General features: G+C 59.8%; 21 protein-coding genes. 7 read left to right on the top strand and 14 right to left on the bottom strand.

Annotated features, from left to right (window positions below; genetic code table 11):
• Positions 1 to 131: 131 nt before the first annotated feature.
• The gene (locus M1D88_RS18735; protein WP_458112236.1) at positions 132 to 1610 is read right to left on the bottom strand and encodes an argininosuccinate lyase; all 1479 of its coding nucleotides are present in this window, start codon (positions 1608 to 1610) and stop codon (positions 132 to 134) included.
• A 205-nt stretch (positions 1611 to 1815) separates the two neighbouring features.
• Between M1D88_RS18735 and M1D88_RS18740 the strand changes: the two genes are divergently transcribed.
• Entirely contained in the window at positions 1816 to 2856 is a 1041-nt protein-coding gene (locus M1D88_RS18740; protein WP_458112237.1) for a LacI family DNA-binding transcriptional regulator, read from the top strand.
• A gap of 54 nt (positions 2857 to 2910) precedes the next feature.
• Positions 2911 to 3435 carry a hypothetical protein gene (locus M1D88_RS18745; protein WP_458112238.1) on the top strand — a complete coding sequence of 175 codons (525 nt, stop codon included), beginning with the start codon at positions 2911 to 2913 and terminating at the stop codon, positions 3433 to 3435.
• A 67-nt stretch (positions 3436 to 3502) separates the two neighbouring features.
• Here M1D88_RS18745 and M1D88_RS18750 read toward each other — a convergent pair whose 3' ends face one another.
• The 10 genes from M1D88_RS18750 to M1D88_RS18795 all read right to left on the bottom strand — a co-directional run bounded on the left by M1D88_RS18750 (position 3503) and on the right by M1D88_RS18795 (position 14273).
• On the bottom strand, positions 3503 to 4966 hold the full coding sequence (locus M1D88_RS18750) for a CapA family protein (RefSeq protein WP_458112239.1): 1464 nt from the start codon (positions 4964 to 4966) through the stop codon (positions 3503 to 3505).
• 164 nt (positions 4967 to 5130) lie between these two features.
• Positions 5131 to 6495 carry an alpha/beta hydrolase domain-containing protein gene (locus M1D88_RS18755; protein WP_458112240.1) on the bottom strand — a complete coding sequence of 455 codons (1365 nt, stop codon included), beginning with the start codon at positions 6493 to 6495 and terminating at the stop codon, positions 5131 to 5133.
• Between the two features lie 41 nt (positions 6496 to 6536).
• A complete protein-coding gene (locus M1D88_RS18760; RefSeq protein WP_458112241.1) occupies positions 6537 to 7340 on the bottom strand; it encodes an ATP-binding cassette domain-containing protein in 804 nt (267 codons plus the stop codon).
• Positions 7337 to 8197, bottom strand: a complete 861-nt coding sequence (locus M1D88_RS18765) for an ABC transporter ATP-binding protein (RefSeq protein ID WP_458112242.1) — start codon at positions 8195 to 8197, stop codon at positions 7337 to 7339. The genes M1D88_RS18760 and M1D88_RS18765 overlap by 4 nt, the downstream gene beginning before the upstream one ends.
• Positions 8198 to 8199: 2 nt before the next feature.
• Entirely contained in the window at positions 8200 to 9153 is a 954-nt protein-coding gene (locus M1D88_RS18770; RefSeq protein WP_458112243.1) for an ABC transporter permease, read from the bottom strand.
• 3 nt (positions 9154 to 9156) lie between these two features.
• Positions 9157 to 10038, bottom strand: a complete 882-nt coding sequence (locus tag M1D88_RS18775; RefSeq protein ID WP_458112244.1) for an ABC transporter permease — start codon at positions 10036 to 10038, stop codon at positions 9157 to 9159.
• Between the two features lie 29 nt (positions 10039 to 10067).
• Positions 10068 to 11312, bottom strand: coding sequence for an ABC transporter substrate-binding protein (locus M1D88_RS18780; RefSeq protein ID WP_458112245.1), 1245 nt, complete (start codon positions 11310 to 11312; stop codon positions 10068 to 10070).
• 760 nt (positions 11313 to 12072) lie between these two features.
• The gene (locus M1D88_RS18785) at positions 12073 to 13107 is read right to left on the bottom strand and encodes a DUF5937 family protein (RefSeq protein WP_458112246.1); all 1035 of its coding nucleotides are present in this window, start codon (positions 13105 to 13107) and stop codon (positions 12073 to 12075) included.
• 219 nt (positions 13108 to 13326) lie between these two features.
• Positions 13327 to 13728: a YccF domain-containing protein gene (locus M1D88_RS18790; protein WP_458112247.1), complete on the bottom strand. Its 402-nt coding sequence runs from the start codon at positions 13726 to 13728 to the stop codon at positions 13327 to 13329.
• The gene (locus M1D88_RS18795) at positions 13725 to 14273 is read right to left on the bottom strand and encodes a YceI family protein (RefSeq protein WP_458112248.1); all 549 of its coding nucleotides are present in this window, start codon (positions 14271 to 14273) and stop codon (positions 13725 to 13727) included. Before M1D88_RS18795 ends, M1D88_RS18790 begins: the two co-directional genes overlap by 4 nt.
• Positions 14274 to 14804: 531 nt before the next feature.
• Here M1D88_RS18795 and M1D88_RS18800 point away from each other — a divergent pair.
• Positions 14805 to 16232: an aminotransferase-like domain-containing protein gene (locus M1D88_RS18800; protein ID WP_458112249.1), complete on the top strand. Its 1428-nt coding sequence runs from the start codon at positions 14805 to 14807 to the stop codon at positions 16230 to 16232.
• A 40-nt stretch (positions 16233 to 16272) separates the two neighbouring features.
• Here the strand turns inward: M1D88_RS18800 and M1D88_RS18805 are convergent, their stop codons facing one another.
• The 3 genes from M1D88_RS18805 to M1D88_RS18815 all read right to left on the bottom strand — a co-directional run bounded on the left by M1D88_RS18805 (position 16273) and on the right by M1D88_RS18815 (position 19039).
• The gene (locus tag M1D88_RS18805; RefSeq protein ID WP_458112250.1) at positions 16273 to 17310 is read right to left on the bottom strand and encodes an LLM class flavin-dependent oxidoreductase; all 1038 of its coding nucleotides are present in this window, start codon (positions 17308 to 17310) and stop codon (positions 16273 to 16275) included.
• Positions 17311 to 17363: 53 nt separating this feature from the next.
• Positions 17364 to 18332, bottom strand: coding sequence for an IS481 family transposase (locus M1D88_RS18810; RefSeq protein ID WP_458112251.1), 969 nt, complete (start codon positions 18330 to 18332; stop codon positions 17364 to 17366).
• 110 nt (positions 18333 to 18442) lie between these two features.
• Entirely contained in the window at positions 18443 to 19039 is a 597-nt protein-coding gene (locus tag M1D88_RS18815) for a phosphoribosylanthranilate isomerase (protein ID WP_458112252.1), read from the bottom strand.
• Between the two features lie 115 nt (positions 19040 to 19154).
• Here M1D88_RS18815 and M1D88_RS18820 point away from each other — a divergent pair, with 115 nt between their 5' ends.
• Genes M1D88_RS18820 through M1D88_RS18835 form a run of 4 tightly spaced genes read left to right on the top strand, consistent with a single transcriptional unit; the run spans position 19155 to position 21176 of the window.
• Positions 19155 to 19508: a hypothetical protein gene (locus tag M1D88_RS18820; RefSeq protein WP_458112253.1), complete on the top strand. Its 354-nt coding sequence runs from the start codon at positions 19155 to 19157 to the stop codon at positions 19506 to 19508.
• A gap of 9 nt (positions 19509 to 19517) precedes the next feature.
• Positions 19518 to 19925, top strand: a complete 408-nt coding sequence (locus M1D88_RS18825; RefSeq protein ID WP_458112254.1) for a hypothetical protein — start codon at positions 19518 to 19520, stop codon at positions 19923 to 19925.
• 41 nt (positions 19926 to 19966) lie between these two features.
• On the top strand, positions 19967 to 20599 hold the full coding sequence (locus M1D88_RS18830) for a HutD/Ves family protein (RefSeq protein WP_458112255.1): 633 nt from the start codon (positions 19967 to 19969) through the stop codon (positions 20597 to 20599).
• A gap of 46 nt (positions 20600 to 20645) precedes the next feature.
• Positions 20646 to 21176, top strand: coding sequence for a ferritin (locus tag M1D88_RS18835; RefSeq protein ID WP_458112256.1), 531 nt, complete (start codon positions 20646 to 20648; stop codon positions 21174 to 21176).
• Positions 21177 to 21203 lie beyond the last annotated feature (27 nt).

Here is a 21203-nt window from a genome sequence, read left to right on the forward strand (position 1 = left end):
GTCTGGAGGGCGATTCAGGTTGGGTTCGGTGGAGTCTCTTTATTAAGTTGGCGCAACAGATCGGTCATTCGTCAGATGACCGGGCCCTGTGCCCCGGAGAGGCAGGCGGTGTTCAGAGAGATCTTTTGTCACTAGCCTCCGACCAGGGTTTTGGCGTCTTGAATCAGGCGTTCTCGGGCCCGTGTGATGCTGTCAGTCAGTGAGACAAGAGTGCGGTGGTGCGCCTCGATATCCGCCGCTGCCTCGGCCGCCAGTTCGCGACGTCGGATGCTCGAGGTCCCGCCCGCGCTGGCGCGGCTTTCCACGAAGGCTGCCGGGTCCAGGATGGCCGTGAGTTGCTGCTTGGTGTACTCGCTGAGGGGCGCCTCACCCAACTCCGGCCGGAGGCTTCCTTCGGGCTCGTCGGCTGCCTCATGGGCGGTGACGAAGCGTGCGACTGCCTCATGGGCGGGGCGGAAGCTCATCCCTTGCGTTCGGGCCAAGTCATCAGCCAAGGCGCTTGCGGTTGTCCAGTGCCGGCCCGCTGACTTCTGCATCTTCTCGATATCAACTTCCAGGGTGGCAATTGATTCCTTAAGCAGGGAGATGGCTCCGGAGGTCTCGCGGCAGTAGCCGGGAATCAGGTTGTGCACATAGGACTGGTCCGCGTCCGTGGACGTCGCGGTGTGTAGTACTCCGAGTTGGCTCGCACCCCACCCAGCGGCGTTTCCGGCCAAACCGCGGATCCGTTCAAAGACCATGGGGTTCCTTTTCTGCGGCATCATGCTGGAGGTACCGCACAGCGACGGGTGGAGCCGTACCAGCCCAACTTCCGTGGACGACCAGTAGTACAGATCCGATGCCAACCGGCTGATTCCGGCAAGTGCGAGCCCGAGGGTGGCAGCCAGTTCAGCACCGACGTCCGTGGAGGCCATGCCAGCGTCCCTGGCGTTTGATATGGGACGGACAAAACCAAGATATGCGGCGGTCTCTTCGCGGTCGATCGGCCAGGATGTTCCGCTGTACGCCGCTCCCCCCAGAGGGCTTTCGTTCAGCCGCGCGTAAGCCTCTGCAAGGCGGGTCAAATTGCGGGAGACTGACCAGTAATGGGCGTTGAAGTAGTGTCCCAATGTGGTCGGCTGGGCATGCTGTAGATGGCTGTACCCCGGCATCAGCGCACCGTCATACCGGTCAGCAGTAGTCAACAAGACCTCGCCCAAGGCGAGCAATTCGGTCATCACAGACAGGACTGCCTTGCGGTTGATCATGCGCCAACCGGTAGCCTTTTGATCGATCCGGCTACGGCCCCGCTGGATGTCCAGCCCACCAGGGCCACACTGCTCCTCCAAGTAACGCTCAATCTGGAGCCCGATGCTGCCAATTTCGGGGTCGCCGGCCAGTACTGACCGCGGGTCATTATCGAGCAGTGCGAGCAGGGCTGCTACCAGGGACCGCCCGTGCCCCTCCTCGAAGATACTCTGCCGCGTCAACATCACTGAATGGGCGATGTCTATCAGGACGAACTCTTCGGCCCCGACGAGTTCGTCGGTGAGTTCGAGGCCGTTGACATGCTCAATGAGCCCTCTGGAAGGTCGGGCACCGAGGCGCCCATCGGTCAAAGTAGTCCTCATCGCAGTGCCTGGTTCGAAGCGGCGGCGCAAGCTTTTACTTCGGCCTGCTCACCGGCTGTTGTCCATGCGGACATCTTTGTCTCCTCGTTTCATGTAATCGTCAACATAGCCCAGTATTAGGGCGAACATCCGCCGATGTCAACGATTACATTAAATCCATGTCGACGATTACACTAGGAGGACCAGACCCATCAAAGGAGCAGGAATGGCAGATCTCGAACAGCAGCGCGTGACGGTCAAGGACGTCGCGCGTCTCTCAGGGGTAAGTACTGCCACTGTCACGCGGGTCCTCCAAGACTCTGAAAAGGTTATGCCTGACACCAAGCGGCGTGTCCTCGAAGCAGTGGAACGCCTTGGTTACCGCCCAAACCCGATGGCCCGAGACCTCCGACATGGAAACCGCACGGGGGCGGTGGGACTCGTCATGGCGACGTTCACCAACGTGTTCCAGGCCGGAGTGGCAGCCGGCGCAGAGAGGGAGTTGCGGCGGGCGGGCCTGCAGCTGCTCCTCGGATCAACGGATGATGATTCTTCACGCGAGCCGGAGCTAGCAAAAGCCATGATCGATCGCAGAGTCAGCGCACTGATGATGATGCCTGATGGAAACGAACGCAGCTATCTCACACCAGATCACCTTTTCGGCACACCCGTAATTCTGGTGGGTCGGCCCGCTGACGGAATCGACGCGGATGTGGTCATGACGGACGACGACCGGGGCGTCGAGGAGGCAACAAAGCAACTCCTTGACCTTGGACACCGTCGAATTGCTGCCTTGGCCGGTAGAAATGACTCCTTCCGTGCCAGACAACGACTCAGTGGCTACAGTGCTGCCCTGACAAAGAGCGGGGTCACACCGGACCGGGATCTGGTCGTGGACGGCCTCATCACGTCAGAGCAGGCTCGTGCTGCGATGTCCGACCTGATGAAACTGCCTTCTCCCCCAACTGCGGTACTTGCGCTGAACCTCGGCATCAGCACTGGAGTGTTGCTGGACCGAATCGACAACCAGCGTCAGCTGGCTTACATCTCGCTCGATGAAACCGAGCTGTCCGCAGGACTGCATATTTCAGCGGTGGTCCGTGACCCGGAGGAAGTCGGCCGGCAGGCAGCCCTCCTCGCTATCGCCAGGATGGCTGATCCTGGACTGCCCCCGCGCACCGTTACCCTTTCGAGTCACCTCATCAACCGCGGATCAGGCGAAATCTCTCCAAGAGAGTCCGCTGTGCCCACAGCTTCGGCGAGGTAGCAGTCGGCCCCCGTCCCGACGTGACCAGACCAGCGCCAAGACCAGGAGCCCCTAGTGCCGGACGAGATGGCAGTCGTTTTGGCAGAGCACATCTACGCAGCCGCCCGGGCCGACATGGAATTTGTAACCAGCCTGACGTCCGCCCGGCACCACATCGAAAATCTGCTAAGCGCATTCAGCCACGCGGTCTGCGTCCGTGACGCCAGCGCTTTGGAAGAACTGATCCGCGACGTAGCCGTCAGCCTCGACGGGCACATCCCATGCGGCACATCCAAAGCTGCCAAAATCATGGACTGGTTCGACGGAACCGATCCTGCCACTACTCAGACCATCACTAACATCAGCCTTCGATTCGATGAAAACAACGTGCTCTATAGCGCCACCTATCAGGACTGGAATACAGCATCTCCACCTCAATGCATGGCCATAGGCAGGTTCACCGGACGACTCAAGGCAGGACCTCAAGTCTGGCGCTGGGAGGAACACAAGGTAGCCACCTTCACCGATCATTTCGACCACCCCGAGGCTGTCGTCCAGCAAAACCCAACGTGTTACCCAGCCCGGTCCTCGCTTCCTTAGGGCGCGAGCTAATGCCTAGGTGGAAAGAATCCATGTCCACCGGCTCAGCCGCTTACACACCTAAGCGTTAGTCTGTGCTGTCTCTGGAGGCTTCGATGTCAATGATTCCCACACCATCCTGAATTTTCACAACGGTTCCAAACGCCCGCGAAAGCCAGGTAAGACGCTCAAGGATCGCGTCCGCTATCTGCGGAGGGGCCACCCTGGGAATGCCTCGATCGGCATCCCGGGCACCGTCCCAGTGCAGTTCAATGGGCTGCAGGCGTATTTGGCGGAGCTGACCTGTTTCACCGAAGACACTTGTGGCCACAATGCTTTCAAACCAGACCCGTTCACCGAAAACCCCTTCCACCCTGCGCATCTCGGTGAACTCGGCCTCGGTTATGGAAGTCGGATCAATTTTGTCCTTTTCCCACTCATCCCGGGCGAGAGGCTGCCAGGTGTTGTCGGTGAAGAAGAAGTTTCCCAAGGAGTAGAAAATTGGCTTGCCTTTATAGATTTCTATTCCTCGCAGCTGATGCGGACCGTGGCCGATAAATGCGTCAGCGCCGTTGTCGATCGCTTCTCGCGCCAAAGTTTCCAGGAAGTCGGGCGGGCTGTCACTGTAGTTTCCCGGTTCATGGGTATGCATGGTCACGATGGCAAAGTCAGTGGATTGCTTGGCTTGGCGGATGGCCCGAATGATCTCTTTACGATCCCGGTCATCCATCTCGAAGGCGAACGCAAGTTCACTTTCGATCTGATCGCAAGCTCTGTATTTGGCGCCGAATAGGGTAACAGTGCTCGTTTTTGCGTCTGACGCCAGCACTGATTTCCGAACTGATCCGGCAGGTTGGGAGTCCCTTATGGCAGCTAACTGGGAGAACTGCTCAGGTGTCACTAGGGCGTAACGAGTTGTGCGAAGTGAGTTCAGCCCTGGACGCCCTGGGATCTGGCCTAGGGGGTCGATGGCCCTTGCGTTCTCTTCGTAGCGCGACGCGATGGAGACAAGTGCTACACGCCCTGCTGACGTCGATAATATTCCTGCGGCCCGTGCCTGCTCCAAAGATTCGCCCGTGCCAGCGTGAACAATTCCTGCTTCATTAAGTAGCTGATCGGTATACCGCATTCCAGCCACTCCCCAATCGGCAGTGTGGTTATTAGCGCGGCCCATGAGATTGAATCCCATGGCACGAAGGTCACCAGGCACACCCGCTGAACTTAGAAGCCACGCTCCGCCGGACAATGCTTCCGGATAGCCGCCAAACTTTTGCAGATCAAGCGCAGTACTTTCGAAATTTCCAAATGTAACCTCTGCGTCTCGCAAGACCTTCAGCAGGTCCGGACTGGTGCGTTCCATCCGGGCGAGGACGGCCTCCGTCATGATGACGTCTCCCACTGCCGCGAGAGTGAACCCGTCCGGAACGTTGGCAGCCATCCAATTCGACTGAAGGTAGTTGTCTTTGTCCTGAAGGTGCAGGTTCGGATGGATAACGTCTGCGCTGTTGTCCCTGGCGTTACCTGTCGCTGCTTCGATTTCTTCAGCTGTCATTTTTCTGAACTGTCTCCATATTTCTAGGTCAAGTCGCTCGGTGCCGTACTAGCCTGCCGAAGCTGCTACGAAAATGCGGAACCTGGGCGTCGGTCTTCGCGTCTAGACGTTGCAGGTCGCCGTGTGCGACTTTTTTGCTTCGCGGCAGGGTCGCAACTTCTGTATCAGGAGAAGGTGACGCTCTCGGCCTCCCGCCGCAGTTCCTCGGCGTCCTCGGGCAGCAGAAAGCCTTCGGCAAGCATTCTGTCCACCACTTGGGCGTGTACGCGGCGGTATTCAACAGGGCTGGAATAAGTTTCCAGCAACTGATGAAGGTGCAGAGGAATTTCGTGTCCCTGATACCAAGCCGGTCGACCCATGGGCGTGGCTGCGACCAAGGTCGACAGTGCCGCATCGGTGTACGTAGTGCGAAGGCCTCCCACCGCGTTCCCCCAGTCGTCCCTGACGATGGTGTCGGTGTCCCCTACCGTGGCGAGGAGTCTCGATGACTGCGGCGTGCGCAATCCCTCCGCCCAGTCGGCGAGCAACTCCAGCAGGGCGTTGTAGATGTGAGAGTTGGGGAACGTTGACCATTTGGCACCCTCGGGCAACGGGCAATTGCGCAGCCTCTCCTTGTCTTTCTCGCTCATGTGGCGGGTTTCCCTGTGGGCCATTCCGGCAACTTCAAAAAGCCGGAAGGTCGGGGAGTCCTTTCGCCGGTGACTGAGGCCCCGGACTTGGCCGGACACTCCGCAAGCCCAGCGAACAGACTGGAATTCTGCTTCCCCTAGTACTTCGATGACAGGTACATCAATATCAGGCAGGGCATCTCCTCCCGATGCCCCGGGAAGGTAGCCGTCGAACACGGGACCTCCATCAGGGCGCCGGCGTAGGTTGTGGTGCCTCTCGATGAAACGCCGCACCACTCCGCCTGTCTGGGAAATACCAGCAAAGAGAAGAGTTCTGACGGCCGACTCCGGAAGGCCAGGCAAACCATGCCTCAGGGAATTGGCCACCTGGGCGATGATTTCAAAAGACTGGGGAGTTGCAGTCCACCAGCGTCTCTTGAAGTCGTCGTACTGCCGGGCTAGCAGTTCAGGTGTGGGATTCTCCGTGAACGGGATGGTCGCCAAGAAGTTGTGCGCCAGCTCCCCCTGGATGAATGTCATCTCGGCGTAGCGCTCCGGGTTCGCGCCTTTGATGAGGTCCACAGCTGATGGGGACTGGGAATCAATTTCCACCCAAATGTAACCAGCACGCATGATTTGCCGGTTGTAGGCGCGCCAGACGGAGGTGCCGCCCCAAATGTGGCTGACTTCGGTAAGTGCACGGCCGTTGAACTTACTCATGTCCGCGGGCCGGCGGACGAGAATCCGTGTGGAGTAGTCATGCTCTGCGGCTACTCCTGAGACGAAATATTCCTCTTGGATGTAGTCGTAGCCGGGTAGCCTGTCCAGGCCATACGTCTCAAGGACGACGGCGTGATCGCTTGGGGATTCCGAAATTGGGCCCTTAACTTTAGCTTCCAGTGCAATGGAAGGTGTGCGCATATGCTGCATCTCCTGTGGGTCTCTGTTGTAAGTTGTGTGGCTCAAAGGCTTGGTGTGGATTCCAGCAGCACCTGCGTGTAGGGCTTCGAGGGCTGGCCAAAGACCTTCACCGCAGGGCCGGATTCGACAATTTCGCCCTGATACAGCACCGCTACTTGATCGCTCATGAACTCGACCACAGCCATGTCATGGCTGACGAAAATCATCGACAGGTTGCGGGCTTCCTGAATGTCCTTGAGCAGGTTCAGCACGCGGGCTTGGACTGATACGTCCAGCGCGGAGACGGGCTCGTCCGCGACGATGAGTTCCGGCTCCAGGGCAAGCCCGCGTGCAATCGAAATCCGCTGCCGCTGGCCTCCGGAGAACTCGTGTGGCAGACGCCCGAGCCAGCTTTCTGCGAGCTGAACCTCATCTGCCAAGGCCCGGGCGTGCTGGTGACGGTCCGCTGGGCTGTACAGGTTCTGGACCCTGTATGGTTCCTCCAGAAGTTCCTGGAGCGTCATTCTGGGGTTCAGAGAATTGGACGAATCCTGAAAAATCATCTGCATTTTGCGCCGGTAGAGCCTGAGCGCTTGAGGCTTCATCGCAAAGATGTCCTGGCCTAGAACGCTGACTGAGCCGGATGTGGGCTTAATCAGTCCAATGGCGATCCTACCCAGCGTGGATTTACCTGACCCCGACTCGCCTACGAGACCAAGGATCTGGTTGCGTCCTACCGTCAATGATGCGTTCTTTACCGCTGTGTGCTTCGTTTTACGAAGGGTCCCGCCAAGCTGGAATTCTTTGGTAACACCGGACAGTCGCAGAACGTCCTCTGAGTCGGTTTGGTCTGAGTTCTGGATCATTTCATCACTGCTTTCGTGAACTCGCTTTTATCGACCACCGGCAGGCGGTCAAGCCGCTGACCCAGGCGCGGTGCCGCCTCGAGCAGCCCCCTGGTGTAGCCAGAACGCGGGTAGGAAATAACCTCTGCGGTTTTCCCGGCTTCCATTTCGTGCCCGTCCAAGAGGACGACCACATCATCCGTGTACTTGGCGACTAGTCCCAAGTCATGGCTAATGAGAACCAAGGACAGTCCCAGTTCTTGGCGAAGCTCCATCAACAGGTCCAGGATCTGCTTCTGAATGGTGGCATCCAGAGCCGTTGTTGGCTCGTCGGCCAACAACAAAGCCGGCTCGCATGAAATGCTCATGGCAATCATGACGCGCTGCCGCATTCCGCCGGAAAGCTGGTGGACGTAGGAGCTCTGGACGCCCCTCTGAGCCGGTATGCCTACTAGATTCAAAAGCTCTTGAGCCCTGGCCCGCGCCTGCTTCTTGGACAGACCCAGGTGCAGGCGCATCGGGCGGATCATCTGTTCGCCAATGGTCATGGTCGGATGCAGAGCGCTCATTGGTTCCTGGAAGATGAACCCCAACTCTGGTCCGCTGAGTTTCCGGCGGTCTCCGGGAGTGGCCTGCAGCAGGTCTTTGCCCTTGTAGAGAATCACGCCTTCAGCGATCGCAACGTCGGGAAGGATGCCCATGATCGCCGTCGCCGTCATGGACTTTCCAGAGCCTGATTCTCCAACGATGCCCAGGGTACGGCCGCGTTCAAGCCGGAAATTGAGGTCGTGTACGACTCGCTGGGGGCCGGTGTCGTTGACGATGTCAACGTTGAGCCCTCGGACATCCAGCAGGACGTTTTCCATGTTGTTGTTCATAACTAGACCTCGATATCCAGACGGATCCGAGGATCCAGGAACGCGCAGACGACGTCCACCAGGAGGTTGACGAGCACGAAAATGATTGCAATGAAGAAAACGCACCCCTCAATGAGCGGGTAGTCCCGCCGCTCCACGGCTGTGAGGAGCAGTTTGCCCAACCCCGGCAGCGAGAACACATTTTCAGTGACCACGGCCCCGCCCAAGAGCGATCCCATGCTCAGACCGACCACAGTGACGACCGGGACAACTGCGGACCGGAAGACATATTGACCTGTGATGGTGCGCTCGGATAAGCCTTGTGAACGGGCCGTGGTAACAAAAGGCTGATATTTTGCGTCCAAAACGCCGTTGCGCGAGTAGCGGTACAGCGTCGCTGCCTCCAAAACGCCCAACGCGACGGCAGGGAGGGTCATAAATCGCAAGAACGCACCAAAGTCTGCAGTTGGCGAGGCGTAGCCGGCTACAGGAAACCATCTGAGCATGACGCCGAAGACCAAAACCATCAGGATGGCAAGCCAGAAGGTTGGCGTTGCGATTCCCACTGCTGACCCGACGACCATGGACTTGTCCAGAGATCGGGACTTTGTAGTAGCAGAGATGGCCCCCAGGACAGGTCCGATAAGCACTGCAACGAGAAGTGCAAGGACAGCGAGTTGGGCTGTCACTCCCGCCGAGGCGAGGACTGAGTCACTCACAGGGGTGTGAAGGAAAATGGATTCGCCAAAGTCAAAGCGAACCATTCGGCCGAGCCAAGCAATGAACTGGATCCAAAGGGGATCGTTTAGACCCATTTCCTGGCGAAGGTCTGCAATGTCAGCCGCGTTTGCTTCTTCCCCAAGGATCACGGCTGCCGGGTCCCCGGGAGTGAGCCTAAGCAAGACGAACAATATGACCATGGGGACGGCCACTGTCGGGACGAGCGCGATAAGACGCTTGAAGATGTAACGAAGCATGGGTTAGTTCCCTGCCTTTGTCGCAACTCTGGCAAGCCCATTGAGCTTGGCCAATCTGGCGATCCGCCGTGCCCGAGGATCTAGTGCATCCCTGAGTCCGTCACCGACGAGGATCAACCCGAGAACGGTAAGGAGAATCGCCACGCCTGGGAACACTCCGATCCACCAAGCCACAGCAATGTATCTCTGGGCCACAGAGAGACTGGCACCCCAACTTGGCACCTCGGGGGGAAGCCCAATCCCGAGAAAACTGAGCGCCGCGATGGACAGTACTGTCGTGGCGAAGCCGAGCGTCGCCTGAACAATCAGTACCGAAACCGCCTCTGGTGCCACGTAGCGGGAGAGTATCCAGCTGTCCTTCGCGCCGATGGCACGGGCAGACTCAACCATTGCAGTGGATTTGATACTTACAGCTGCAGAGCGGACAACGCGGGCGATCGGCGGGATCAGCACAATTGTCAACCCGAAGATCACGGGGCCCACGCCACGGCCCATGACGCCAACCAGGCTCATGACCAGGATGATGTTGGGAAACGACATCATCCCGTCGACGACCCGCATGACCACAGCATCAACCTTGGGGAAGTAGCCACAAGCGATGCCCAGGAGGAAGCCTGTGATGGTGGCCAAGACGGTGCATAATGCGGCAATTCCAAGGGCCGTTTGCGCTCCGTAGAGCAGGACTGTCCACATATCCCGGCCAAGTTCATCAGTGCCCAGGGGAAAAGAGCTCTGTGGTGGCTTCAACCGGTTCGCCGGATTGATAAAGTTCGGGTCACCGCCCAGAATCGGCGCGAGGAGAGCCAAGGTAACTAAAACGGCGAGAATACAGACGCCGGTCATGGCTGAGGGGTTTTTCACCAAAACCCTAAGATTCGATTTCATTGGTCGCTCTTCGTGCTAGTGCTCATGCCCTATTTGTTAAGCCAGACGTTGTAGAAGCCACGAACTGTCCCTTGGGTGGCTTCAAAGCCGCCCACCTTCGCTGCCGTAACCGTCAACCGTGGGTCATGGCCAAGTTTGACGAACGGCAAGTCTTCCCAGATAAGCTGCTGCACTTTCTCCCAAGCTGGTTTCCGCTCCGCCTGGTCCTTGCCAGCAGCGACTTCTGACATGAGCTCCGTCTTCTCCTCTGTCACCCACCATCCGGGAAAGTCATCACTGAGGAACACAACCGTCATGGGATCTGAGTACGCAGTTCCAGATGCAAGGAAGAGGTCCCACTTGGAAGCGTCCGTTCTCGTGGATCCAAAGGTTGCGGCGTCCATAAGCTGCAGATCGACAGTGAAGCCGACGGACTCCAACTCCTGCTTCAGGAGAGGTCCGAAGGCTCCGGTCTCCTGGCGGTACAGTATGCGGACCGGGGCACCGTTGTACCCGGCCTCCTTGAGTAGCTGTTTTGCCTTTTCGGGACTGCGGTTTTCGTAAATATCTTTGCCTGCGTCTGAGTACCAGGGAGAGCTCTTGGGAAATAGGCTTGAGATGTTTTGAAAGTATTCGGTGCTCCCGAGATTTTGAGTAGCAAGTGCTTCCGGATCGATCGCGTTGAGCACGGCTTGCCGCAACTTCAGATCGTTCATAAGCCCTGCCTTTCGGTTGAACTGCACAAGGGAGAACTCCGATCCCTCGCTCACGACGGGCTTCAGTGTCGGGTCAGACTCGTAAACCGAGAGCTGGTCCATGGTCAGCCACTGGGGGACCACATGCACTTCGGAGGTGCGGAGCTGGTTGAGGGAGTTGGACGCGCTAAAGGGGATGAACTTGATGGAGTCGGCATAAGCGGTCTTCGCGCCGGTCGCTCCGTCTGCTTTCTCGTCACGCGACACATAGCCATCGAACCGTGACACCACTGCCTGCTGGTCGACTGTGAAAGAGTCCAGCTTGTACGGGCCGGTGCAGTCCAAGGTGGTCAGGTCCTTGTCGCCTGCGCTCCTCAGCGAGGCGGCGGACATGATGTATGCCCCCGTGTCGGCAGTAGCAAGCAAGGCGGGAAGGGCACCAGTAGGGGTTTTTGTTGTTATCACAACCGTCGCAGGGTCAGCTTCGCTGATGTCTTTGACCAGGTTCTTGAATGTCTTTCCTGCGTCACCATTGCGATACCGCTGTAAGGACTCAACAACATCCTCCGCAGTAAGTTCCGCCCCGCTGTGCAGCTTCACACCTTTGCGAAGGTGAATCGTATAGGTCCTGAATTGGGGTCGTAGTCGTAATTGTCGGCCAGGCCGTTGCCGATTGAAGTGTTTGCTGCATTTGCGAAGAGTCCCTCACAAACCGAAGCTGCAACCATCCAATTGGAACGCGAGCTGGTGAGATGCGGGTCGATCACAGTTGGGAGTGATGCGACCACCAACTCTCCCCCCTTGACAGGATCGGAACTTGCTTCGGTCCCCTGAGCCGGGGAGCTGCTGCACGCGGAGAGCAGGAGCGAAGCACTTATCACGGTGCCAACAACACCGGCGTTCGTTTTGGATATCACAACAAAGCCTTTCAAGAAATGTTCCGGGGCGTCCCGGGGCTTGGTAAAAGAAGCGTATGTCCGCCGAGTGTGACCTGCGCCATAAATTACCGCTTGGGCGGTAAACCAAGGTTTGTCTTCGGCAAACGTCTGCCACCGCACTACAGCAAACACCCCGATCCTTTTGGGAATATCGAAAAACCATTCAGTCCCCTGTAGGTGGTCTGAATCTTGGGTGCGCGACGGGCGTCGGTAAAGCTGCGAGGGTTGCCAGCCACAAGGGGCAGCGTGTCAAGAGTTTGCTTTGTTCCTCAAGGAACAATCGGATGCATAGAGACTATGCACTCCTCAAACCTGGACGGCATGAATTACCACTACCTCGGTAAAGGTGCGGAAGGGCACTAAGCCGGACGCCGAGCCGGACGCTTACCGCCACCTATCTCGTGGCTGCCCAGGACTTGCAGTCAAGCGAGCATTGAACTGATGAAATCGACGCCAAGCCGCTGTATCACTTCCAGCTCAAGGTTGTAATAAACGTAGCGGCCCTCACGGGAAGACGTAACCAGCCCCAAACGAGCCAGCTGTTGTAGATGCCGGGACGTCTGGGGAACCGTCATGGAACAACTTTCAGCTAAGGCCGAGGTTGACATCGGTTCCCTTGACAACAGCCGGCACATCATTGCCCTCCGGGGGTCGGCAAGCATCCTCATTCGCGCCAAGGTTACTTCGCCGGTCTGCCGCAGTTCGTGATAGAGCGGGTAGTGGAGCAACGGCACGAACCCAGGTTCATTCTTAACGAGAAGGTGGGGGCGTCCGTGCCTGCTCGGGACGACCACAAGACCTGTTTTCAGCGGCTTAAGAATTGCGTTCTTGTTCTTCTCAATGTGCACCCGCAACGGGGCGGTCAGAACACTGGCGTTGCCGCCGATGCGCGCCAGGCCGAAGGCCGGGCCTTCCTTGTCGAGAACTTCGCGTAAGTGGGACTGCTCCTGTCTCAGCGCGGGCAGTATGGACTCCCACGTGGCGTCAAAAAAGACTGCACGGCATTCCTGCAGAAACGAGATCAGTTCCGAGCGAAACCTTTCAGGGTTGGTGAGAAGTCTTTCAGACAGTTCCAGCCTTCGCCCGGAATGAGCCCCCGCGGCAGCGAGTAGGTTTGCAGACTGCGCAGGGTCAGATTGAAGGTCGTCGAAAAGGCCTCGACTGTTGCCCCCCGCACACGCCCAAGCGGTCTCCTGCATGAAGCTCGACAACGACAGCTCTCCCAGACGCCCAATTTCAGAGTCAAGGCTTTCCACACTGTCGCCCCCACTTTGGCAGCCGATGTAGAAGTATCTGGCCCTATAGGCCATCCACAGAGGCGAAAGGCGCATCATGTTCTCAATGAAGTCGCTGGAGGCGGACTCAATAACGTTGGAACCCCAGCTCTCCTGACCTCGATGATGGTCAGACTCTGTCAGTGCGTGTAAGCATGCGGAAAGCTCTGCCAGAGGTGACACGACTATCGAAATGGCCCTGTCGCTTGTTCCAGCAAGCAGGATTAGAACGCTCATACGGGAAGTCTATTCATAGAGAAAATGGGTACTGACGGCTTAGCGCGTTTATCATCCCGCGATCCTGACGCCCCAACCATTGGGGCTGCGGACCCACTGTTCAGCCGATCTCCTCTAATAAGTGGCAATTCTCACGTTCGCCGTTTCGGTCTCCAAGGGCCCCAGCTACCGGTAGCTTTGCACAAACGGCCGGTCCGTCGGAACGATCTGCTTTCCCAGCGGCATGAGCGAGACCGGAATGAGCTTAAGGTTGGCGATGGCCAGCGGAATACCGATGATGGTGACGGCCATTGCCACCGCCGTCACTACGTGGCCGATCGCGATCCAGACGCCCGCCACCACCAGCCAAATCACGTTGCCGAGCAGCGCAAACACCCCGTTGCCGCCGGGTTTGTCCACCACCATCCGGCCAAAAGGCCAGAGCGTGTAGGCGGCGATCCTGAAAGACGCGATGCCCCACGGAATGGTAATGATCAGCACACAGCAGATGACTCCCGCGAGGAAATAGCCAAGCGCGAGCCACAGGCCGCCAAACAGCAACCAAATGATGTTCAGGAGTGTTTTCACGCGGCCTGCTTCACCATTGCGGCGTCCACGGTGATCCTGACTTTGTCACTGACCAGCAGCCCGCCCGTCTCAAGCACCGCATTCCAGGTCAGCCCGAATTCCTTGCGGCTGATTTCGGCCTCGGCACTGAAACCTGCACGGGTGGCACCGAACGGGTCAACAGCTACGCCCGTGAACTCGACCTCCAGCTGTACGGGCTTGGTGACCCCGCGGATGGTGAGGTCGCCCGTGAGGGTGTAGTCCTCGCCGTCGCCCTCTATGCCTGTGGCATGAAAAGTCATCTCCGGATATTTCTCGACGTCGAAGAACTCGGGACCGCGCACATGGGCATCTCGGTTGGCGTCGCCGGAATCGAAGCTGGCAGTTTTAACGGTGGCATTCAGACTGGAGTGCGCCAGCGAATCGCCCACGTGGGCTTCTGCTGTGACATCCGTGAAGCGCCCGCGTACCTTGCTGATCCCGGCATGGCGGACGGTGAAGCCGACCTCGCTGTGGGAGGGATCCAGAGTCCAGATGCCTGGAGTCAGTCCTTGTGGAAGTGTCATTGCTGTCTCCTTCGTGCCGGGTGGGCCGGGAGCGGCGGCCCCAACCAACGATGCGCCGTCAACGGGGTGCTCCCACTGTGCATGCTAATCGCGACACAATCCCAGCCGCTACCCCGCCCGCAGTCACGGGAAGTGTGTTGAGGAGTAGGGCTCGCTGGGGAGTCGGCCCGCAGTCCACGGGCGATGGGTGGGCTCCGGAGGCAGCGTGCCGTGTCCGTCCCTCCGCACAAGGGAAACAAGAACGGCTGCGGGAACGAAAACCAACAGGACGACAACGGCGACTATCAGCAACATTTCAAACTCGCTTTCTTGAAGGGTGAGTACGGGCCCCGTGTGCCGGCTCCGCTTGAGGATGAGAAGGGGTGGCTGTTTTCGGGCGCAACTGATCGTCCTGGCGCCTTTTGGGCACAGTGATGCGCGGCGGTGCCGTGATTTACGACCGGGGAGGGTTCGCGGAAAATCGGCGCTAAAGAGGCCTGGCGGGAGAGTAGCGCTTTCTTCCGATGGACAGTAGCGCTATTGTTGTCTTTCATGAACCACGATAGCAGTAGCAGCAAGCGGACAACAGAGTATCTGCGGCAGCTATCTGGCGGCCTGCGGCCCGGAACGAAACTGCCCTCGACCAGGAGTCTCGTTGCCGAGCTCTCCGTGAGCCCGGTAACGGTACAAAGCGCAGTTCAGAACCTGGTGAGTGAGGGGTTGATCGAAACCCGGCCGGGATCAGGTAACTTCGTCGCCGCCCAGCGGCCGAAAGGGAAGTCAGATTTCAGCTGGCAGACCACTGCCCTGGGACCTGCCCACAGAACCTCTCAGTTCGGTTCCATTATGTCCTCGCTCCCCGATGGCGCTATTGCCCTGCACACCGGTTATCCGACCTCGGAGCTTGTGCCGTTGCGCCTTCTTCGCGCGGCGCTCATCAGGTCAAGCCGTTCCGATGCCATTGAGGTTCGGCCTGCTGCAGCAGGCCTTCCCGAACTACGGAGATGGTTCGCCAGCGAGTTGGCTGCCGGTTCCCGGAGGGGCGGACCGGCGCCGGACAAGAACGACGTCGTCATCACCCCCGGCGGGCAAAGTGCACTCTCGTCCATCTTCCGTGCCCTTACGGCCCGTGACGGTGCGATTGTCATGGAGTCGCCTACCTATTGGGGAGCGATTGCCGCTGCCCGGCAGGCCGGGCTGCGCATCATCCCCATCGCTTCCAGCGGTTCCGCCGCCCCCGACCCCGAAATCCTTAGGACCGCCCTCAGCTCGAGCGGCGCGAGAGTGTTTTACGCCCAACCCCATTTCCACAACCCCACCGGGTACCAGTGGACCGAAGCTGAGTCCGAGGCAGTTATGGATGTCATGCGGGACACTGGCGCGTTTCTCGTCGAGGATGACTGGGCCCATGACTTCGCCATCGATTCGACCCCCAAACCGCTAGCCGCCGACGACGCAGATGGTCATGTGGTGTACGTGCGGTCCCTGAGCAAGAGCGTGTCCCCGTCAATCCGCGTCGCGGCCATCATCGCAAAGGGTCCAGCCATGCAGCGGATCCAGACCGACAGGACGGTTGACCACCTTTACGTCAGCGGGTTCCTTCAGTCAGCAGCGCTAGACGTTGTGACCCAGCCTGGATGGCACTCCCACAACAAGCAACGGATCAGGGAGTTGCGTCAGCGCCGTGACGACCTCGCAGCCCTGGTCACCAAATACCTCGGGAAGGAAACAATCACCCGCATACCCAAGGGCGGGATGAACCTTTGGCTCCAGCTTCCCGACTCCGTGGATACCCTGCAACTGGCCCAACGCTGTGAGGCCAATGGTCTGTTGATCTCGCCGGGGCCGGAATGGTTTCCTGAGGAACCCTCCGGGCAGTTCATCCGCCTGAACTACTCTGGCCCGCAGCCTGAGAGATACGAGGAAGCGATCCAGATCCTGGCGTCCGCAGTGAAAAGCCTCTCGGACTCCACGGTCTGACAGGGCCAGCCACTAGCGAAGCGCCCGCACCCACCTGCCCCTAACCTGAAGTGTTGGGCTTCCAGCCGATGGCCGGGGCTATGTGCCTCGCGATGTTCCCCAAAAGCTTGGCGTTGTAGTCGACCCCCAACTGGTTGGGGACCGTGAGCAGCAGTGTGTCAGCGGCCTGGACTGCGGAATCGGCCGCGAGCTGCTCGGCCAGCACATCAGGCTCCCCCACGTAGCTCTTGCCGAACCGTGCCGTGAACCCGTCAATGATTCCCACCTGGTCCCGCGTTTCCCGCAGGGCGCTGAGCCCGAAATACCGCCGGTCCTCGTCATCCACCAAGGGCAGCACGCTCCGGCTCACGGAGACCCTCGGCTCGTGCCCGTGACCGGCATCAGCCCAGGCCTTCCTGAACATGCTGATTTGCTCGGCCTGGAGTTCGTCGAACGGCACACCGGTGTCCTCGGTCAGCAGGGTGGAGCTCATGAGGTTCATCCCCTGCTCCGCAGTCCAGACAGCCGTTGCCCTTGTTCCGGCGCCCCACCAGATCCGCTCGCCGAGGCCGGGAGAATTGGGCTGGACGGGTAAGAGTCCGGTCGCCCCTCCGGCGTAGCGCGGGTCAGCTTCGGCAACTCCGGCGCCTGTGACGGCCCGCCGGAAGACTGCTGCATGGCGGCGCGCCATGTCAGCGGCAGTTTCGCCCTCGATCGGGACATGGCCAAAAACAGCGGCGCCGTCCCGGGCCGGTTCCGGTGAACCACGGCTGATGCCGAGCTGCAGGCGTCCTCCGCTGATCAGATCAGTGGCGGCTGCCTCCTCGGCCATATACAGCGAGTTTTCGTAGCGCATGTCAATGACGGCCGTGCCCATCTCGATCCGGGTGGTCCGGGCAGCGACGGCGGCAAGAAGCGGGAATGGTGAGGCCAGCTGGCGGGCGAAGTGGTGGACCCGGAAAAAGGCGCCATTCACTCCCAGTTCCTCGGCGGCTACAGCAAGTTCTATGCCTTGGAGCAGGGCATCGCGCGCGGTCCGGGTGCGTGAACCCTCAACATTTCCCCAGTGGCCGAAGGAGAGAAATCCAATGCGCTTCATGGGAACGGCAACAAAGCGGGCGGCAGTCTCATTCCCGCTAGCGGAGGCGCAGTCTAGCTGTATTGACCGGAGAGGTTAGTGACGCGGCTGGCCGGTGTCTGACCTTTGAGGGCAGTGTGGGCTCGGTGGTGATTGTAGGCATGGAGCCAGTCCGGGAATCCGGCAACACGCTCAGTTTCTGATCGGTAGGGGCGGGCGTAGGCCCATTCCTCGAGCATGGTGCGGTTGAACCGTTCGACTTTACCGTTGGTTTGGGGCCGGTAGGGGCGCGTGCGTTTGTGCTTGACATCCGGGCCCAAGGCCTCGGCGAAGAGGCGGGACCGGTAGCAGTTTCCGTTATCGGTCAGAACCCGTTGGATCGTGATGCCACGGGACTGGAACCACGCGTTGGCTCGCTGCCAGAACGCTGCTGCGGTTTCCTTTGTCTCGTCGGTGAGGATTTCGGTGTAGGCCAGGCGAGAATGGTCATCGACGGCGTTGTGGAGGTAGTGGTAGCCGGGCCTTCGGTTGGACGGGGTCCTGGTCCTGTTCTGTATTCCGGTGGCCCTGCCGAGGGCCCTGTGCCCGCCGCCGTCGGGGATCCTGCCGAGTTTCTTGATGTCAACGTGGACCAGGTCTCCGGGGTGGGCGTGTTCGTAGCGGCGGATCACTCGTCCTGTGCCTCGGTCCAGCCAGGTCAGCTTCGCCAGCCGGTAGCGGGAGAGGACGCGGTGCACGGTGGAGGGGTGGATGCCCAGCAGATACCCGATTCTTGCCGGACCCCACCGGCGGTTCACGCGCACGGCAATGATCCGCCGCTCCGTACGCCTTGCGGTCCGTTGCGGCGAGGAGTGCGGCCGGCTGGAACGGTCGGTCATCGCGGCCGGACCGTGCTCGCGGTAACGCTGTGCCCAGCGCGCAACCGTGGGTACCGAGACCTGAAACCGCTCAGCTGCGCGGCGCAGGCTCCAGCCCTGCTCAACAACACATTGCGCGAGGTGCAGCCTGCCACGTGGGGACAGGAAAGCGTTAGGGTGGGACATGAAGACCTCCGTGCGTGGAATTGGACTCTAGACAAGCCCCACTCCACCCGGAGGTCTTCTTCATGTCACCAAACCACGCCGAGCGTCACTAATGTCCGTGGTCAATACATCTAGCCTTTTGCGGCCCTGACAAAAGCAGTGACTTTAGCCAGGTCCTTAACACCGCGGGAACTTTCGACGCCGGAGGAGACATCCACTCCCCGCGCCCCTGCCTCTCTCGCCGCATTGGCCACGTTGAAGGGGTCCAGTCCGCCTGCGAGCAGCCACACGCGGTCTTCGAGTCCTTTGGCCAGGACCGATGCGTAGTCCCAGGCCTCGCCCGAGCCAGGTACGGCCGCGTCGATCAGGAGCAGTTCCTCACCCCAGTTCGTGAAGGCGTCAGGAGTGGCACTCATGGTGACCGCCCGGATAACCTTCATTCCGGCGTCGTGCGCTGTTTTGACGTCCAATGGAGTCCGCTCGCCGTGAAGCTGGATCCACTCCAGGCCTGCCTGCCGGGCCAGCCCAATCGCCTGGTCTACCGGTTCATGCCTGAAGACGCCTACGGCCCGTACGCCAACGGGAACGTGCGCCAGCAGCTCCAGTGCCTGCGCCGGAGTCACTTCGCGGGGACTGCTGGTAAGGACAAAGCCGACGGCGTCCGCACCGGCCTGGACGGCAGCCTGGACCGATTCCGGGGTACTGAGACCACACACTTTGACGAACATCGGGCTCCTTCCATTTTCTTGCTCATCTGACGTTAGCAAGCAATCGGCGGCAGCGGGTTGCCCATGGTGCACAATGAACCCTAAGCGGCACCCATCCCGTGGAGAGGAAGTCACCGTGACCGAAACAGATGATCCGCGCCGGTCTGCGGAGCGGATGGCGGAAGCCGCCTTCCAGCTTGCGCACTCCACGAGGAGCCTGAGCCGGCCCTCCGACAGTTACGTGGTTTTGGGTGAGCTCCTTGAAACCCAAAGAGCCATTGAACAGACCCTCCGGCAGCTCGCCGAATGGCACCGTTCCACTTCTCCCGGTGTCCACTACGCCGAGGGGCACGAGGAAAGCGCCCTCGGGATCATGACCTCCGTTGCCGAGCTTGACCTCGCCGCGCAGCAGGCCGAAGGGCTGCAGGAAACCCTGGCCCGCGCCTACGGCGGCAACAGCGTGGTCCAGTGGTTCGACTCGATAGGTTGAGGAGTCCAAATGCAGCATGAACAAGCACCGGATGCGGGACAGGGAGCACAGCAGACCCCGCAGTCCTTCGAGGGACGAGGCCAGCTCCCCATTGCCGGACAGAGCCCGGCCCAGTATCCCGACCAGCAGCCATTGTCGTGGGGCCAGTTCCGCTACCACATGCAAGGCCTGCAACACGCCCGGGATGGGCTGGTCCTGGCCGTCATCGGCATTGTCTTCTTAGGCATCGTCTTCGGTCCTCTGGCCCTTGCCCAGGCAAAAAAGGCCGAGGCCTATGGCATCAACGCCCAGAATACGAAAGTAGTGGCCTGGGTTGCCATCGGCTGGTTCTGCGCTCAGTTGATCTTCCTGGTGCTTTATTTTGCATTCTTCTTGTTCTTCATTTGGCAGGCCTACTCGCAACGCATCGGCCGCTGACCCATTGATCCGGTTCCTACCTGTCCCGTTAGGCTGGGCGGATGGAGATCATCCGTTATTCCGAGCTGAAACCCCAACCATGGCGCAACGGCGGCGGGGTGACCAGGGAGCTCGCCAGCCACCCGCAGGCTGCCTCCGCCCAGGATGGTGCCTGGGACTGGCGCGTGAGTATCGCCGAGATCTCCAAAGCGGGACCATTTTCCGCGTTTGCGGGCACAGACCGCGTGCTGACTGTGATCGACGGCGAACTGCTGCTGCTCAATGTGGACGGTGCGGAGCAGCCCCTGGAGAAGCACCGGCCTTTCCGGTTTTCCGGTGACGCCCCTTCCTCGGCCACCCTCCCGACGGGCAACGTCCAGGCCCTCAACGTGGTTACCCGCAAGGGATTGTTCAAGGGATACACCTCCATCATCGAGCTGTCCAAGAAACGCGCCCACCCCGTTTTCGGTGGCCAACTCGGCGTCCTGCTGCATGGCCAGGCGACCGTCACTCCGGGTGGTACAGCTTTAACGGGCACGGCTTCATCCAGCACGGGTCCCGACGGCGGGGCGGAGCCGCTGGGCCGCTATGACGCCGTCGTCGGTTCTGATAGCGAGACGCCGGAAATCCTTGGCCGGGGTTTCCTGGCCGTGGTGTCCATCGACAGCGTGGATCCGGCCCCATCCGCAGGCTGAAGAGTCGCTCTGGCAAGTTCCGCCGGACAAACCCTAGACTCGGTCCATGAGAAAAGCATCCTTCAACGATCTGCTGAGCACTCAAGTTGGCAACGAATTCTCGGCCTCCCAGCAATACATTGCGGTGGCCACATGGTTTGCGAACCAGGACCTGCCCCAACTTGCCAAGTACTTCTACCGGCAATCCGTTGAGGAACGGAATCACGCCATGATGATGGTGCAGTACATGCTGGACCGGGACCTTCCCGTGAACATCCCCGGCATTCCCGCCGTCCGCAATGACTTCACTTCCGTGACCGAGCCGTTGGCGCTCGCTCTGAAGCAGGAGAAGGAAGTCACCAAGAACATCGAAGACATGTTCCGTGCTGCCCGCTCCGAGGACGACGCCCTCGGCGAGCAGTTTATGCTCTGGTTCCTGAAGGAGCAGGTGGAGGAGGTGGCATCCATGACCACGCTTTTGAACATTGCCCAGCGGGCGGACAACCTCTTCGACATCGAGAACTTCATCGCCCGCGAAACCGTCGGCGACGGCGGCCACGACTCCTCGGCACCGGAAGCGGCAGGCGGCACGCTCTAGGTCCGCCGGAGCATCCAGGCACACTGG

This window comes from Arthrobacter sp. R1-13 (genome assembly GCF_054161475.1).